This is a genomic window from Paenibacillus sp. alder61 (genome assembly GCF_020179875.1).
GTDB classification, from domain to species: domain Bacteria; phylum Bacillota; class Bacilli; order Paenibacillales; family Paenibacillaceae; genus Fontibacillus; species Fontibacillus faecis.
This window is the reverse complement of sequence record NZ_JAIUDG010000007.1, coordinates 221,984-237,958: the sequence shown is the minus strand read 5'-3', so window position 1 is coordinate 237,958 and position 15,975 is coordinate 221,984. Positions and strand designations below refer to the sequence as shown.

General features: G+C 44.9%; 15 protein-coding genes and 1 pseudogene. 8 read left to right on the top strand and 8 right to left on the bottom strand.

Annotation, left to right across the window (positions count from 1 at the left end):
* Nucleotides 1–39: 39 nt before the first annotated feature.
* Nucleotides 40–741: a DUF4386 domain-containing protein gene (locus tag LBW89_RS09670; protein ID WP_148453998.1), complete on the top strand. Its 702-nt coding sequence runs from the start codon at nucleotides 40–42 to the stop codon at nucleotides 739–741.
* 147 nt (nucleotides 742–888) lie between these two features.
* On the opposite strand, the gene LBW89_RS09665 is transcribed toward LBW89_RS09670, so the two are convergent.
* The 3 genes from LBW89_RS09665 to LBW89_RS09655 form a co-directional block, all read right to left on the bottom strand.
* The gene (locus LBW89_RS09665) at nucleotides 889–1,308 is read right to left on the bottom strand and encodes a hypothetical protein (RefSeq protein WP_148453996.1); all 420 of its coding nucleotides are present in this window, start codon (nucleotides 1,306–1,308) and stop codon (nucleotides 889–891) included.
* Nucleotides 1,309–1,384: 76 nt separating this feature from the next.
* On the bottom strand, nucleotides 1,385–2,287 hold the full coding sequence (locus tag LBW89_RS09660; RefSeq protein ID WP_148453994.1) for a hypothetical protein: 903 nt from the start codon (nucleotides 2,285–2,287) through the stop codon (nucleotides 1,385–1,387).
* A gap of 564 nt (nucleotides 2,288–2,851) precedes the next feature.
* Entirely contained in the window at nucleotides 2,852–3,745 is an 894-nt protein-coding gene (locus tag LBW89_RS09655) for a LysR family transcriptional regulator (protein WP_148453992.1), read from the bottom strand.
* 148 nt (nucleotides 3,746–3,893) lie between these two features.
* Between LBW89_RS09655 and LBW89_RS09650 the strand changes: the two genes are divergently transcribed.
* The 5 genes from LBW89_RS09650 (at nucleotide 3,894) to LBW89_RS09630 (ending at nucleotide 9,096) form a co-directional block, all read left to right on the top strand.
* Complete coding sequence (locus LBW89_RS09650) at nucleotides 3,894–4,922, top strand: alpha/beta fold hydrolase (protein ID WP_148453990.1); 1,029 nt, start codon at nucleotides 3,894–3,896, stop codon at nucleotides 4,920–4,922.
* Between the two features lie 209 nt (nucleotides 4,923–5,131).
* Nucleotides 5,132–5,719 carry an RNA polymerase sigma factor gene (locus LBW89_RS09645; RefSeq protein ID WP_148453988.1) on the top strand — a complete coding sequence of 196 codons (588 nt, stop codon included), beginning with the start codon at nucleotides 5,132–5,134 and terminating at the stop codon, nucleotides 5,717–5,719.
* Entirely contained in the window at nucleotides 5,694–6,755 is a 1,062-nt protein-coding gene (locus LBW89_RS09640; RefSeq protein WP_148453985.1) for a hypothetical protein, read from the top strand. Before LBW89_RS09645 ends, LBW89_RS09640 begins: the two co-directional genes overlap by 26 nt.
* Nucleotides 6,756–6,874: 119 nt before the next feature.
* Nucleotides 6,875–7,948, top strand: a complete 1,074-nt coding sequence (locus tag LBW89_RS09635; protein ID WP_148453983.1) for a hypothetical protein — start codon at nucleotides 6,875–6,877, stop codon at nucleotides 7,946–7,948.
* 80 nt (nucleotides 7,949–8,028) lie between these two features.
* On the top strand, nucleotides 8,029–9,096 hold the full coding sequence (locus LBW89_RS09630; RefSeq protein WP_148453981.1) for a hypothetical protein: 1,068 nt from the start codon (nucleotides 8,029–8,031) through the stop codon (nucleotides 9,094–9,096).
* A gap of 77 nt (nucleotides 9,097–9,173) precedes the next feature.
* Here the strand turns inward: LBW89_RS09630 and LBW89_RS09625 are convergent.
* A pseudogene (locus tag LBW89_RS09625) lies at nucleotides 9,174–9,275 on the bottom strand (short-chain dehydrogenase); the annotation flags it as partial.
* A gap of 16 nt (nucleotides 9,276–9,291) precedes the next feature.
* Nucleotides 9,292–10,695: an MFS transporter gene (locus LBW89_RS09620; RefSeq protein ID WP_148453979.1), complete on the bottom strand. Its 1,404-nt coding sequence runs from the start codon at nucleotides 10,693–10,695 to the stop codon at nucleotides 9,292–9,294.
* A gap of 113 nt (nucleotides 10,696–10,808) precedes the next feature.
* Between LBW89_RS09620 and LBW89_RS09615 the strand changes: the two genes are divergently transcribed.
* A complete protein-coding gene (locus LBW89_RS09615; RefSeq protein ID WP_148453977.1) occupies nucleotides 10,809–11,696 on the top strand; it encodes a LysR family transcriptional regulator in 888 nt (295 codons plus the stop codon).
* Nucleotides 11,697–11,942: 246 nt separating this feature from the next.
* On the opposite strand, the gene LBW89_RS09610 is transcribed toward LBW89_RS09615, so the two are convergent.
* Together LBW89_RS09610 and LBW89_RS09605 are read right to left on the bottom strand one after the other, a co-directional pair.
* Nucleotides 11,943–12,809, bottom strand: a complete 867-nt coding sequence (locus LBW89_RS09610) for an SDR family NAD(P)-dependent oxidoreductase (protein ID WP_148453975.1) — start codon at nucleotides 12,807–12,809, stop codon at nucleotides 11,943–11,945.
* Between the two features lie 21 nt (nucleotides 12,810–12,830).
* Entirely contained in the window at nucleotides 12,831–13,589 is a 759-nt protein-coding gene (locus LBW89_RS09605) for an SDR family oxidoreductase (protein WP_148453973.1), read from the bottom strand.
* 194 nt (nucleotides 13,590–13,783) lie between these two features.
* Between LBW89_RS09605 and LBW89_RS09600 the strand changes: the two genes are divergently transcribed.
* The gene (locus tag LBW89_RS09600) at nucleotides 13,784–14,422 is read left to right on the top strand and encodes a TetR/AcrR family transcriptional regulator (protein ID WP_148453971.1); all 639 of its coding nucleotides are present in this window, start codon (nucleotides 13,784–13,786) and stop codon (nucleotides 14,420–14,422) included.
* 229 nt (nucleotides 14,423–14,651) lie between these two features.
* Here LBW89_RS09600 and LBW89_RS09595 read toward each other — a convergent pair whose 3' ends face one another.
* Nucleotides 14,652–15,875, bottom strand: a complete 1,224-nt coding sequence (locus LBW89_RS09595) for a hypothetical protein (protein ID WP_148453969.1) — start codon at nucleotides 15,873–15,875, stop codon at nucleotides 14,652–14,654.
* Nucleotides 15,876–15,975 lie beyond the last annotated feature (100 nt).

Below are 15,975 nucleotides of genomic sequence, written 5' to 3'. Positions count from 1 at the left end.
ATACGAGCATCAGCAAAAAATGATTTCTCAGGAGGAAAAATGCGAGACAAAAGGAATGCCAGAATACTGGGGATTTTTTATATCATAGCTGCATTGTCGTCAATCATAGCGGTGGTTTTGTACGGGCCTGTCTTGTCGGAGCAATGGCAGATGGCCGTGGCAAATGGGTCGGAAACGAAGGTCTTAATCGGTGTATTGAATGATCTCCTGCTTGTGGTTACGGCTGTTGGTACTTCAATCATGCTATTTCCTTACGTTCGGCTCTGGAATGAACCCCTTGCATTGGGATATTTATGTTTTCGGTTTATGGAGGCTGTATTTATTGCAATCGGAATCCTAAGTATATTAGGCTTGTTACGGCTTAGTACGTATTATAGTACGGCCAGCTTAGCAAATGCAGCCAATCTTGAGCCTATAGGGTTATTGCTGCAGGATATTTATCGCTGGACGGCTATGTTGGGTCCCAATCTCATGTTAGGCATCAATACAAGTATATATAGTTATTTGCTCTATCGAACAGGCTATGTGCCTAAACCGATAGCGATTTTCGGAATGCTTACAGCGGTTATGGTTTTTGTGGCTGGTTTATTGCAAATGTTCGGAATTATTGGACCTTACTCGGCAGTAAAAGGACTGGTCGCACTGCCTGTAGGCGTTTATGAGATGACCTTGGCAGTCTGGTTGATTGTGAAGGGATTTCATCGCGATAACCTGCAAAAAATGAGATCGCCTGCTGCTTGATTCTCGCTTATTTCACAGCGATAGCGGGAGCTAAATTCAATTCGATTGATCTTTCTGTCCCCAGTCACTGATATTTCTTTATTAATGATTCTGTACGCCCTTACCGGGCGCGCTGAAAGAAACAGGAGTAAAACGGTGAATAACCGGTTACTCCTGTTTAGACCATAGAGGATTTTGTTTTTTTTCCTCAAACAAAGCGTTTATTTCATTAAACCATTCCTTACTGCTGCCACCGAAAATCAAAGTATTTGAGGGGTTGTTATCAACCCCTTTTTTAACTTCAACATGCCCGGTTGAGGAGACCCTATACTCTAAGGTTAAATTAGTATCTGAAATAAGCTCAATTCGTAAATCAAAATATTGACTCGAATGCCCTCTTACAGGCCCTATGTCAGGAAATAATTTAATGACTGTCCTGTCTTTTAAGAGCCCTACCACTTCAGCAATTTCTTGTTCATCAATGCTTCTAATTTGTTGAAGGGTTGACCCTATACCGGGTTTGTTATCAGAAAGTCCTACAACTACTCCCTTAATATGTTCATGCTTGTAGTAACTATTTGTATACATATACCCGCTATATAGAACATAAATCAACAGCAATACACAAACGAGGACACTTAGCAGTAATATTTTCCTTTTCATACTAAATCGCGTTGAATATTACACCTCCATACGAGTAATTGCTAAAACGTTCAGTAAGCCCCCCATTAACATAATTAAAATATGCCTTTTCGTCACCCTTATCATAATTTGGCAACTTTTTTGATACCACAGGGGTGCTTTCATCAAATATCATACCGTATCCCGGAATGTTGCGGAAATTCTGCCAGTAATAAGAGCCGCTCTCACTGGCGTATCCAAAATAATATTGTCCATCCAAAACTATATAGGTATTTTTTTTAGCTACACTTTGGATGAATTTGGCCGTATGTGTAATTTCCGTTTGTCCACTAACTTGAGAGGGGATACCCTCTAAAAAAATTTTTGCCATACTCCAATTACCTAAAGTAACAGAATCTAGTGTTTTATCAATATAGTATTTAACTGTCGCGCTAATAGTTTTTTTTGCATAATCGGCCCATTTTTCTTTTTTTGTTTTATTGATCTCTGTTTCTGGGCTTATACTATTGTATACTACTATATCTTCATAATATGTTTTATGATTGTAGCCTACGTAAGTTCTAGTAGTGGAGTTAGTTGACAAATTCCCTTGACTCCCTGCTGGTAGATATAGACTAATTCCATACGAGGTAATGTCACCATTTTGAACTTTTTCAGAATATTCACGAATATCATTAGCAGTCTTTGGTAACAACTTATAATTATTAATAGTCATTTCCACTTCTTTACTATTATTAGGATCAATAGTGATCTTCTGTAATGGTACCTTAGATTCAATTTTAATGGAGTTTTCTAGCTTAACCATTTGCTGATCATACGACTGCTTTGTATCGACTGCATTACTTTCAGAAGATGCGTAAGAAACATTTAATCCAGAATATACGAAGAACGAACAAGTTAATATTAAAGATAAGATTTTTTTCATGATATTCTCCCTCTAAAATATATTTTTGTCCGATGTAATATTCATAGGAGTATATGTGGATTGAAGGCTGGCCAGCTTCAATAGACACCTTAAGAAAAGGCTAATCACATCCCGATAATTTTGATGCAAATGGAAAATATTTCTTATAGGCATAATGCTACAAAATACATAATATGTAAATTTCTCTAAAGGAATATTTTACATAACCTGTTATGTTTGAGATTCCTACAGGTCACTATTTACTTGCTGCCAATTCAACGCCTAATGCAGATGTGTTGTGCACTTAAGATGATAGTGCTGCGACTGGAAGGGTACCCCTTTCCCTAGTTCCATCGCGGAACGCAAGATAGGCATTTCCATCACAAGTACGAAATCTTGAGCCATCAATCCTTACGGGCTTGGGATTCGAGCCGGCCAATCTTGGCCGCGTTCCCAGCTTGGTTAGAAGCTCTATTCCAAATAAGTGTCGTTCAGCCCCGTTACATCCAAGACGGGGTTATAACTACTAGCTTTTTATTTATATTGAATTTCTCCTCTTGTTCCCTAATGGTTACGATTCAAAGCTCAAATCCCCAGCAGGAGAACCCCCCTTGCCGCTTCTATAAAAGACAACATGATGGGTGAAAGCCACTTGTCTTTGTGCCATGACATTTGTGTATACACGTGAAGGTCTGGAATTTGCCAGGGAAGAGCAACAAGTTCGCCCCGTTCAACTTCGGCTTCCACTACGATTTCGGGAAGAAAGGCAATGCCGATTCCCGAAATGGCGCATTGTTTAATGGCTTCCGCACTTTGAAACTCTAAATACGTAATACTATCCATGCCTTCTTTCTCAAATGACCGGTCAAACATGGTTCGATAGGGGCAGCCCTTTTCATTCGTCAGGAACACTTCTCCGTGAAAATCATCCAGCTGCAGCACCGTTCGTTTAGCGAGCGGGTGGTCTGGAGCGGCGAAAAGGCGGAAAGTCTCTTCCAGTAGAGGCTCCACGGCAAGTCCGTTCGAGCGAACGGGCTCGTCCAGCATAAAGACGATATCGGCCGTTCCCTCAAAGAGTGCCTGCTTGAGTTCCTGATTGGGAACGGAGCGGAAGATCAAACGAACGCCCGGATGCTGCGCACGAAATCGTTGAAAGACAGCCGGAAGCCGATAGGCGCAAATCACCTCGTTAGCACTGATCGTTAGGGTGCCGTTCAGCACTTCATTGTCGTGAACGACGCTGCGAGCTTCGTCCAATTTATCCAGAACACTTTGGATCTGAGTTAAAAAGCGCTTGCCCGCATGGGTGAGAACAAGCTGCTTCCCCAAGCGGTCAAAGAGGCGAACGCCAAGCTCATCCTCCAACGCTTTGATTTGCATCGTGACGTTGGAGGGAACGTAATTCAACGCTTCCGCAGCCCGACTGAAATTTAAAGTTGACGCAACCGTACGGAACGTAATAAGTTGGCGCAATTCCATCCTATGATTCCCCTTTAACTTTCAATATTATTGAATGCTAAGTTGAAATTAATTCACTTTTATTGAAGGTAGCACAGTTCTATACTAACAACAAGGAATACATTTTTAGGCATGGGGTAGGGTTCATTTTGAAGGGAGAGGCTATACGATGGATTATGAGATTTTCGATTTGGGCGACGTAACTTTGCAGTCGGGAGTGACGTTACCGGGCGCTTTTCTGGCTTATAAAACTTATGGAAGATTAAATGAAAAAAAAGATAATGTCATCGTCTATCCGACGGCTTTTGGCGATCAGCATGTTCAGAATGAATGGTTGATTGGCAGCGGCATGGCACTGGATCCGCAAAAATATTTCATCATCGTTCCAAATCTGCTGGGCAACGGCTTATCTTCGTCTCCCAGCAACACGCCTCCGCCATTCGACCGGGCGAATTTTCCGCAGGTAACCATCTACGACAACGTTCAATTCCAGCATCGGCTGCTGACTGAAAAATTCGGCATCCAAAAGATCGCTCTCGTCGTTGGATGGTCCATGGGAGGCATTCAAGCATTCCAATGGGGGGCAAGTTATCCCGACATGGTGGAACGCATTGCGCCTTTCGCCGGCGTTGCCAAGACTTGGCCTCAAACATATGTGGTCCTGGAAGGCATGAAAGCTTCGCTTATAGCCGCCGTCCGCTTCGATTCAAGCAAACTCAACCAGTTGACTTCTGAAGATATGCGTGCCGTTGGCCGTGTCTATGCGGGATGGGGCGTATCGCAGGCGTTTTACAGAGAGGAACTTTATCGTGAGCTGGGATTTGACTCCTTGGCGGATTTTATGGTCGGCGTCTGGGAAAACAGCTTTGTGCGGATGGATCCGCACAATGTTTTAGCTATGTTATGGACGGGCCAAAATGCAGATATTAGTGCAAATCCCACCTACAGCGGAGATTTCGATAAGGCGCTGGGAAGCATTAAGGCGCTTGCCTGCGTCATGCCAGGGAGCACGGATCTCTTCTGCCCGGCGGACGATAGCGAATACGAGGCTGAGCGTATACCGAACGCTATTTTTAAGCCTATAGAGTCAATGTGGGGCCATTTTGCCGGTCGCGGCATCAACAGTGCCGATAATACATTTATTGATGACAATCTAAAACGCTTGTTGGCGCTTAGTACAAACGGAAGTCAGCCTTAACATTGGAGTGTCCATTGGAAAACACATCTGTATGGAATATAAGCACCCTTCTATAATCTAGAAGAGTGCTATTTCCTTTATAGGCGGTGTTTTTTTCTTTTTCGTTATTTCAAGGTGGATGATGTTACCAAGCATTATTTTTGATGTTGCTGTCACAAAATGAGCTGCATTGGTGTATTAAGAGTGAAGCCAGGAGGGGGGGAAGACTTTTGGATAGACAGCACAGAGAGTATCAATCAGACTCCGAAGAAATTGAGATGCTGATTGAAAGGACTAAGCATGGTGATAAGGAAGCCTTCGCTTCAATTATAAGAAACTTTGAAAAACCAATGTATATCTATTGTTACCATATGCTCAAAAGCAAGGAAGAAGCCGAGGATGCTAGGCAAGAAATCTTTATTAGAGTGTATGAACAGATACATAAGTATCGTCCAAATATGAGTTTCTCGGCATGGCTGTACAAAATTGCTTACAATTACAGTCTGAATCAAATCCGGAGCAAAAAAAGGTGGTTTCGTTTTATAGATCGTTATAAATATGATCAGCCTGAGACCTCGACTCAGCAAATCGACAGTCAAACTACACTGAAGGATTTTCTAAATTTATTGACGATCGAAGAGAGACATATATTGGTTCTCCGGGCGATTCATCAATATCACTTTGACGAGATTAGTGAAATGTTGAATATGAAACCAGCAACTGTGCGCAAAAAGTATGAACGCCTTCGTAAAAAACTACAGACGAAGGAAGTTAATGAAGGAGGTAGAGCGAATGCGTCAATCACCAAATCCATCTAAAAATCTAAGTATTCAACAGGTGGAGCAAATGATTCGGGATACGGAGACGCCAGAGCATAGCATTAGTCAACAGATTGTAGAAAAACTTGAATCTAAAAGCGTGCCACTCCAAAAGCCAGTCTTCACAAGAAGGGCGGGAGTCATCGCAGCGGCATTGGTTGCTTTTTGTGTGTCTCTAACTCCTGTCATGGCTCAAACCATAGAGCGGCTATCCTTGCTTGAATATTTGAATCCTTTTGTCAAAGAAATGAAAATGAATCCAAATGAGAAGGTGGATACACTTTATGCGACAGGTTTGGATGGGAATAAGCATTTTCATACAGGGATGATTCGCTTTGATGACATTGAGGACCAAGAGTTTAAAAGCCAGCTGCAAAGGGTCTGGAATGAGATTTTTCCCCAGGGAGAAGAAATTAATGATGTGATTATGTACGAATATGATACGAACACATTTCACATAAAGGCGCGAAACGAAAACAGATCCATCGAATTTAACCAAGGTAAATGGTATTATGCGGAGCAAACGATTGGAGAGGAGCAGGTTCCAGATGCTGCAAAAGATGCAGCGGACCAAGCTTTTCATAAAGTTGGAGATTTTAAACAAAGTAAACGGTCAGTAAGTCAAATGATCTTAAGACCCAATCAAAACCCGGTGTATGAGTTCGTGTATGAAACAAAGAAGGGTTCTGTCCTCATTGATGTACAAAAAGATACCAATCAGATCACAGAGGTATTAGCTTTTCCGTTGTCGGATCACCTTTATAAATTGGACGATAAAAATAAATATCATGATCTAGTTGAGAAAACAAAAGCAATTGAGCTGGATAAGATTCATGAGGAAACAGTGAAGCAAGCTAAAGCATGGATGAATTTGGACTTGACTGATTATAGCGTGTCCAAACTTGAATCACGGTTTGATACATTAACGTTCACAAAAGCGGGTTCTCCAGACGTGACTGCGTTGTTCACCTCTAAAGGAACGATCTATTCCATTAAAATTGAGCTAAGGCCGTTATCTGAAAAAGGAACGGACTAATAAATGTAGTGAGAGGAGGTGATGACTACTGATTTTCTATAGATTCATTTCAACGTGACTGAAGCATTCCATTAACAAGCTGTGGGTAAGCAAAATAAAAAATAAAGGAGTTTATTAATATGAACAAAAAAATAATTTTCCCTATCCTTGGAGTAGCCTTATTATCAGGAAGTCTGCTTGGATACCAATCACTCGTTCAAGCAGATGCGCCTAACAACGTAAATATCAATGTTTCACAAGATATTAAGCTTGATCAGAAGCTTATGCAAACGGCTCAGGATAAGCTTAAAGAATTGACAGGAAATACGTATACGTTAATTCAAGGAACTGCTACAAAAGACTCTATCCATTTAAAAAGAGAGAACTTCAAGGACGATATTATTGCTTATAAAGCTGATGGAAAGCTCGAAACGATCAGTATTAAAATCAATTATGAAGATTTAAACGGTGGGAAATATCAAACCAAACTGAAGGAAACGTGGGCAGCTTTGTTCCCAGAGGAAGAACCGAAGTATGTGAATATCTCGGAGTCAATCTACAGTGTGGGTACAATCTCGTCGAATGCCAAGCAAAATAAGCAAATTTATATGCAAGAGAATGGCGGGGCTTATGGCGTAAATTATGCTCCTGACGATGCTCCAGCAAGCGTGCAGAAAAAGGCTGCTCAGGCATTATCCAAGCTTACCGATGGAAAGGTCAAGCAGGGTGCTAAGTTGGATCGTATGTTTGTCCGTGATGGCAAACCGAATGTGTATCGATATAAGTATAAATCAGAAGCGATCGAAGTCAGCTTTGCCATTGAAGAACAAACGCTGGAATTGCTCCAAGCAGATGTATATCGTACCGCTGGTAAAGGTGTAGACAGTTATGAAGAATTCCAGAAACAAGAAAAAGAAAAAAGTGCAAAGATGAAGAAGTTGACGTTAGACACTTTGATGGAGAACGCAGTGAAAGACGCAAAAGCGATGCTAGATCTGGATTTGAAAGGATATAAGGGAGCAAGAGGAACAAATGCATGGGACGAGGATTATATGACGTTCACCAAAGAAGGGGCTCCTTCAGTTACTGCTAGATTTGATAAAGACGGATCGTTTAGCAGCTTTACCATTGACAAGTATAATCAGACAATCGATTTTTACGGAATGACCATCGCAGGTCCCCCAAATGAAGAACTCAAATTGTTAATTGACTGATATGTATTGAAAAAGCAGCTTGGAGATGCACTTCTATTTCAGTATAACCATGAGGTAGCAAAAGAAAGGAATTCATTGATATGACCAAAAAGAAAATTTTACCTATACTCGGGGTAGCCTTATTATCAGCAAGTTTGCTGGGATGCCAAACCCCTGTTCAGGCAGATTCGCCTAACAAGGTAAATACAAATGCTTCACAGAATGCTAAGCAGGATCAGAAGCTTATGCAACAGGCTCAGGATAAACTGAAAGAGCTAACAGGAAATACGTATACGTTAATTCAGGGAACGGCCATGAAAGATATGGTGAGTTTTAAAAGAGAGAACTTCAAGGACGATATTATTACTTATAAAAAGAATGGAAAGCTCGAAAATATCGGTATTAAAATCAATTATGAAGATTTAAACGGTGGGAAATATCAAACCAAACTGAAGGAAACGTGGGCAGCTTTGTTCCCAGGGGAAGAACCGAAGTATGTGAATATCTCGGAGTCAATCTACAGTGTGGGTACAATCTCATCGAATGCCAAACAAAATAAACAAGTTTATATGGAAGACAACGGAGAGCTGCATGGCGTAAATTATGCACCTGACGATGCCCCGGCAAGCGTGCAGAAGAAGGCGGCTCAGGTATTATCCAAGCTTACCAATGGTAAGGTCAAGAAAGGAGAAAAGTTAGATCGTGTGTTTGTCCTTGATGGCAAACCGAATGTGTATCAATATAAGTATAAATCAAATACGATGGATGTGAGCTTTGCCATTGAAGAACAAACGCTGGAACTGCTCCAAGCAGGCGTAAATCATGGTAAAAGCGTAGATAATTACGAAGAATTCCAAAAGGAAGAAAAAGCAAAAGATACAAAGATCAAGAATCTGACGTTGGATACATTAATGAAGAATGCAGTGAAAGACGCAAAAACGATGCTAGATCTGGATCTGAAAGGATATAAGGGAGCAAGAGGAACAAATGCATGGGACAAGGATCAAATGACGTTCACCAAAAAAGACGCTCCCACAGTCATTGCCACAGTGAATGCAGACGGATCGTTTAACGACTTTATCGTAGAGAAGTATGGTCAGCATCTCAGTTTCGGCGGAAACACGATTGTAGGGCCTGCAAATGAGCAACCAAAAATATTAACCAACTAATACTAAAAGAACACTCGCCGTTACGGAGGCGAGTGTTCTTCTTATGCGCCAATTCCAAGTCGTAGCTGCTGCAACTATTATTCCAGTGTGTTTTTCATGGCATGATACATCTGCTCTGTGTATTCGTCTATTTCATCTCGCGACATGCGAAGACGGGCCACAGAAGAACCGTACCCTATCGGGTAGTTAATTTTACTAGCCAACTCCATTGTTCGCACTAGCCTCTTTCCGTTGTCCAGACACCTGAAATCGAAGACTAATCACAACAAGAATTAAAGCAACGGCTGTGAGGAATACACCAAGAAGGCGAAATCCTGCGAAGCTGAACGTCCCCCTCATGATGATTCCTGTCAATAAGGAAGATAAAATGGTACCCAAATACCGCGAAGTATTAAACAGTCCCGATGCTACACCGACTATTTCCTTAGGGGAACTTTTAAACAAGGCTGCCTGCATACCGACAGAATTCAGCCCGTTACTGATCCCGAATGCGGTCAATGCAAAGCTCACGCTGATCACCGGTGACGTTTCATTTAAGGTTACGATCCACACCGAACCGACTGCCATCAAGATTGCGGATAACACTAATGCAGGACGCGGTCCCGATTTGTCGATCCATTTGCCCGCGATGGGGGAGGCAACAAGGGAGCTCACGCCTAAGGTCAGCATCAGGATGCCGGTATGGAACTCGCTAACATGACGCACCATTTGCAAATAGGACGGAAGCCCGAAGAATAGGGCATAGAATAGTAGGTTGACCAGCATGAATTGTATATTTACCCATGTTATCGATGGATATAAGGCAAATGTACGCAGCGGAATAAAGGGCGACGTCGTTCTTAACTCGTGTCGGATGAACACGCCCAGAGCCGCAAAGCCGATTGCTAGAACAACCCCATTCCATAATGAGACATATCCGGATGAGTTAGCCGACATTACGCCGACTAGCAGGGCAACCAGTCCGATAGTAAAAAATACAATCCCTGAGGCATCAATCATAGCCAGCCATTTACGAATGGACATGCGGCCTTCAAAGGAAGCGGGTTGACTCTTGGGGATCATTTTCCAAGCTAAGAAAAAGCTTATGACCACAAACGGAATATTGACGATAAAGATCGAAGGCCAATCCCACCACTCTAGCAAGACTCCCCCGGCGAAGGGTCCGATGGCCGCCGCTCCGGACATGAAAATAGAGAGAATGGATAGGGCTGTCGCCTGCTTCTCCGTTATATGAACGCGCACAATGGCCATTCCAGTTGCAACCATCATACTTGTCCCGATTGATTGCACAATACGCGACACAATGAGCCAACCAAAGTTAGGTGAGAACGGAGCCAGTAAAGAAGAAATGAAAGATACGACAAGGCCGGCTAGGAATATTCTCCTCCGCCCGAATAAATCGCTCAACTTGCCGACGATGGGCTGAGCAATCGCACTTGCAATGTAGAAGGAGAAAATTAGCCAGGATACCACGTTGAAATTTAGATGATACACGTGTTGCAGCCTCGCGATTGCGACAGCAATCATTGAAGAATTTAACGGGTTCAACATAATCCCGAGCCCGACGGCTATCACCAACCATCTACTTTGAGCCCCCATTGCAAATCATCCCCTTTATGTTTCTATAGCTATCTTACTTGAGTATTTACATTTACTCTAACGCATTTTGTGATATAATCCCATTTACTAGAAGGAATGAATGGGGCGTTGAAATGGAACTTCTTCAATTGCAGTATTTTCTCACGGTAGCTCGCTTGGAGCATATGACTGAAGCCTCCCGAGCGCTGCACGTTACGCAATCTTCGCTCAGCCGAACGATTCAGCGTCTTGAGGAGAGTTTGGGTGTCCCTCTCTTTAATCGATCAGGCAGAAAACTGAAATTAAACGAGGCCGGAAGCCGATTCCTTCGCCGTGCGGAAAGGGCTTTGTTTGAACTGGAACAGGGGAAGCTGGAGCTTAATGATTTAGCTGGCCGGGTGCCGGGCACGCTCGAATTAGCGGTAACGACCGCAAGCACGTTACCCAATATCCTTCGAGCGTTTCAAAAAAGGAGGAACAACGTTCAAGTCCACGTGCAAATGACGAGCTTGCGGGAAATGATCGCGCTCCTCCATAGAGGAGAAGTCGATTTTTGCTTATCCTCCCCGCCAATTTATGAGGAGGACATAGAGTGCCAAATCGTGTTCGTTGACCCGATCCTCGTTGCCGTTCCGAATGGACATCGGCTGGCGAACCGAAACAGCGTTACGCTGTTGGAACTCAGGGAAGAGCGGTTTGTCGGGGTAAAGAGGGGTTATGGGATTCGCGATATTGTAGACGCCGCCTGTAAATCGGTTGAGTTTGAACCCCATTATGTGTATGAGGGGGATGAACCAGCAAGATTAAGTGCACTCGTGGAAGCCGAGATCGGGATCGCCTTTATGCCGAGTACAGCCAGAAATGAAAGAGACCCGATCCGTTATCTCCATATCGACGACCATAACTTAGTGCGGGAAATCGCATTGTTACGGCACAAAAGTCGGTACCTTACGCAGGGGGCTTTGGAATTTCGGGAGGTGGTCATTGACTATTTCGAGACACTTTCCAAGCAGAGGATATAGTAGGTCTACGATCTTTAACGAGCAAACAAACTGCTAAGCTTAATCTAACGATAGCTATAGGCAAAAGGGGCACCCATAAGGGTGTCCCTAAAAGTAATATTTCCGACAGAAGCCCCTTCTATGATGTCGGATTAAACCCCCAATGAGATATCCGATCTCGTCCGGCGCTCCTACAGGTAGTAATCAATATGCCGCAATTGGAACGCAGTTCAGAAGATCGTCTCCTAAGCAAAGCTCTCCTGGAACTCAGCCATGAAGAACATTCCCGTCAAGAAACTCACGGCTATAGATGTCGGATATTCTGTCCAGTACATGCTGCGCGTGATCTGTAAATTTCAAGTCCGCCACCCGATCTTTCAACAAGAACACGCCGGTCTCATTGCGGTTTTTGCCGAGGGCGCCTTCAAATAACAGGTTGGCGCCATGCGTAGGCGGAGAGGCAAACAGCTTCATAAATAGCCCAAACGATGCGGTCAGTCCGGAATCTTTTCCCTTTCTTAGCGTGTTGTTAATTCCAGGGTCGACGCTGCGGATTTTGATGCCTTCCTTGGCAAGTTGTGGGGCAATGGCCTGGGTCCACAACGAAAGAGCCAGCTTTGAAGTCGCATAAGGGCCATACATTTTACGGAAGGATTTGGGATGCTCCAAGTTTTCGGTCGAAAACTCTTTCGTAAATCGAAACACCTGCGATGAAGTGTTAATCACCGTTTTTAAGCTGCCGTTTGTCAACAGCTCCTTCAATTCCATCAGAACAATATAGGGAACGACCGTCAGCAATTCATAATGCATTTCGCGGCCTTGTTTCGAATAGCGCAGCTCACTTAAGCCTCCTCCGGCGTTGTTGAACAAAATATCGATCCGCCGCTCCTTGCTTTTGATTTCTTCCAAAGCGTGTCTCAAGCTGCCATAATCGGTGAGATCCTTCACTTTATAGGTGCGGAGCTGTCCGTTCTTGAGGGCATTTTGCATGAGCATATCGTCCGCCGGAATATCGGAACGGTTCAAAGTAAGGACCTGCCAGTTCTGCGATAGAAGTTTCCGGGCTAATGCCAAGCCGATTCCCTGGCTCGCGCCTGTAATCAGTGCGATATGGTTTGGTTGGTTCGTACTCAATGGATGTCCCCCCCTCGGGCTTCAAATCTGGGAGCCGCCTCCGTCGACAGGGAACTCGGCCCCGGTGGTATAGGTGGCGTCAAAGGCCAGGAATGCTACGACTTTGGCGACCTCGTCGGGATCGCCCAAACGCAGCATCGGGATCTGCTGAGTCATCTGTGCCTTTGTCTGTTCGGCGGCTTCCTTCGGCATGGCCTTCTCTAAGATCCCTGTGTCAATGACGCCAGGACTGACTGCGTTGACGCGAATATTTCGAGGCAATAACTCGCGTGCCAGACTTCGAGTCATGGAGCGTAGCGCCGCTTTACTGGCTGCGTACGCACTGAGCATGGGGAGACCCACGACGTTCACGATGGAAGTGGTCAAGACTACCCCGCTTCCTGTGCTCAGGAGTGGAGCGAGTTTTTGGACGGTGAAGTACGACCCTTTAGCGTTGATTGTAAAAATCTCGTCGAACGTTTCTTCCGTCGTTGACTCGAATGGGACAAAGCCGGTGACACCTGCGTTAACGAACAGGGCATCTATCGTTTCAAATTCAACCTTCACTCGATCGGCCAACGCGGCGATATCCTCCAATGAAGCGGCATCGCTCAGGAACGAGGTCGCGTTGGTGCCGAGTTGTTCACGAGCCGCGTTAAGCGTCGCCTGAGTGCGTCCGGTAATCAGCACGCGCGCCCCTTCATCCACTAGCAGCTTCGCTGTCTCGAGGCCGATTCCGCTGCTGCCTCCCGTGATCACGACTTTCTTGCCGGAAAATTTGCCCTTACTGGATAGTTCCATTTGAATCGTCCTCCCTTGGTATAATCCGCCATCGGATGATTAGGTACAGGAACGATTATACAACAGCGTATTTACTAAGTAAACTAAATTAACTAAATTAGTTAACCTAATTCATTTCATTATTAGTGTAAATAAAAAGGCTGTAAATTTGTTATAATGCATTTGATACGAATCACAGAGAGGGGCATTTATTCGTGAGAAAAGCCGTGAGTGTGGAGAAATATATAGAAAAAATAAAAACCGTGATTAGAAAAACAAAATTCAGCCAACTGAAAGTCGACGATCTCGCAAAATATATGGATATCAGCAAAGTGACACTATATAAGTATTTTGCCTCCAAAGATGACATCATCGAACAGGTTGTAGATTATTACTTGGATTACTCGAAGAAAGCTGACGCCACGGCCAATGATGATTCCGTCTCTTTTTTGGAACGGTTTCAAATCACGTTTTTACAATCTTTGATGTGTGCCGTGTATATCTCCGATTTGTTCTTGCAGGATCTGAAGGAATTTTATCCGCACCATTTTGAGAATCTGTCGGTTGCCCTGCAAAATCGGAATAAAAACTTGCAAGCTTTTTTTGAATCCGGCATGGAGCAGCAAATTTTCAACAGATTGAATGCCGTATTGTTTATGGTCCAAGATGACGCTGTGCTGCGGCGCTTTATCGAGCCCTCATTTTCGATTCAGTATGATATCACCTTGAAGCAAGCCATTATGGATTACTACCGCATGAAGCAGTATCAATTGCTAAAACCCGAATACCAGAAGATGATCGACGACTCCCATATGGAGGTGAAAATCGTTCATATTTTGCAAACTATCTCATAACCCTTTTTAGCTCCAAAAAGATGTAAATCCGCAGGAATTCCATGTGATCAAAGTTGTCTGATGGGGCACTAGTAGAATGACAAAACCAAGCGATATCGTAAACATGTTCTGATAAGCGCCTTTGGATGCCTCTGTGAGTCGGTGAATAAATGAAAAAAGGGGGCGCTCCTGAGTCATTTAATATGACTTGGGAAGCGCCCCCTTTCAATGGGAAGGGTCTTCACTTCGCTCAGTAATCGCGTGCTGCGTCAAACCAGCGCTCAGCCATCTCCTCCGGTATAGGCTGGCCGATCAGGTGGTCGGACTGGCTTAGTTGCCGTACGGCTTCACCCAGGTCTTCTCTCTCAACGGTTTCGATCCCTTTGAGTGTATTGAAGCGCACGGTAAAGGCGGTGATGGCCGCCTCCGCATCGGCAAGGCTGCGAGCTTGGGCCATGGCCGCCTGGGCAACGTCGTAGGCTTCGTTAGCCAGTTTAGCCAGACGTTTGGGCCAGGATGAAAACGGACGTCCAAACTCGGCCGCCCACCATTCAGGCTTTCGCAATTTGCTCACTGAAGTATACCCGTTCCACGGGCGGGTGTTAGCCCGTGTTTTCAATTGCTGCCTTAGACGCTTGCCGGTGATCTCCTCCACGTTGAAGGCGATAAAACTGTCAAGCAGCGGCAATGTATCCAAGGGCGGCAAGCCACCCAGATCAGGCATGTAGCGCAGCTCCAGATTGGTTAACCGGGCCTGACAGGCCAGTTGATCCAAGTCGCAGAAGTTGCCCCACAAACTCAGGGATGTGAGGTTGGGGAAACGGCTTAGGCATTCCAGCGAGATAGGCTGTGCCAACGGTTCGTTCCGGAGCGTTAGATTCGTGACCTGGTGCAGCTCACCCAGATCGGGCAGCAGGACAGGAGCCCCATTATTGCGTCGGCTGGTACTCGGCGCCAGTGTCAGCGAGTAGGGCCTAACGCCATCGGCCGAGAAGCGCGACAGGTCGCCGGACATACTCAGGCGGAAATAATCAACCCGCTTCGGAAGCTGCAGGTGCAGCCGCCCACCGGACGGGTCCAGCCCGACATGCAAGGCATGCAATTTGGAACGGCTGGCGTCCGCCACGGTGTCAGCAGACAAGATCGGAACCCACGTCATTTCCTCAATGGGGCGCTCCCGTGCCCAGTCGAAGAATCCGGCGTCGCTGCCCGTGTAGTGCAAAAATCGTGGCCAAGGCGAGCCCGCCGGCGTGGCAAAGGCATCGAATACAGTCCAATCGATATGTGCATCAGGCTCGACGTACAGATCCGCCTTCCTGCCCAAATGAGCCGGTCCAATGGAGAGGCTGCCCACGCCTGGCTCAATGACGAGCGTATGGCTGTGAGGGCCTGTTAGGTCGATGGGATAACGACCAACTTCTCGAATAGAACCGGCAGGGGGCCTGGCTTGGTTATGATTTGGCACTTCCTTCATCTCCTCTTTTCACCTGCATTCGGCGCAAGTCCCAACTCTTTTTCATTACATTATACCGGTTCAGCTTTTATCGGACAAAATGCGTCGTCAAGTCGATCTC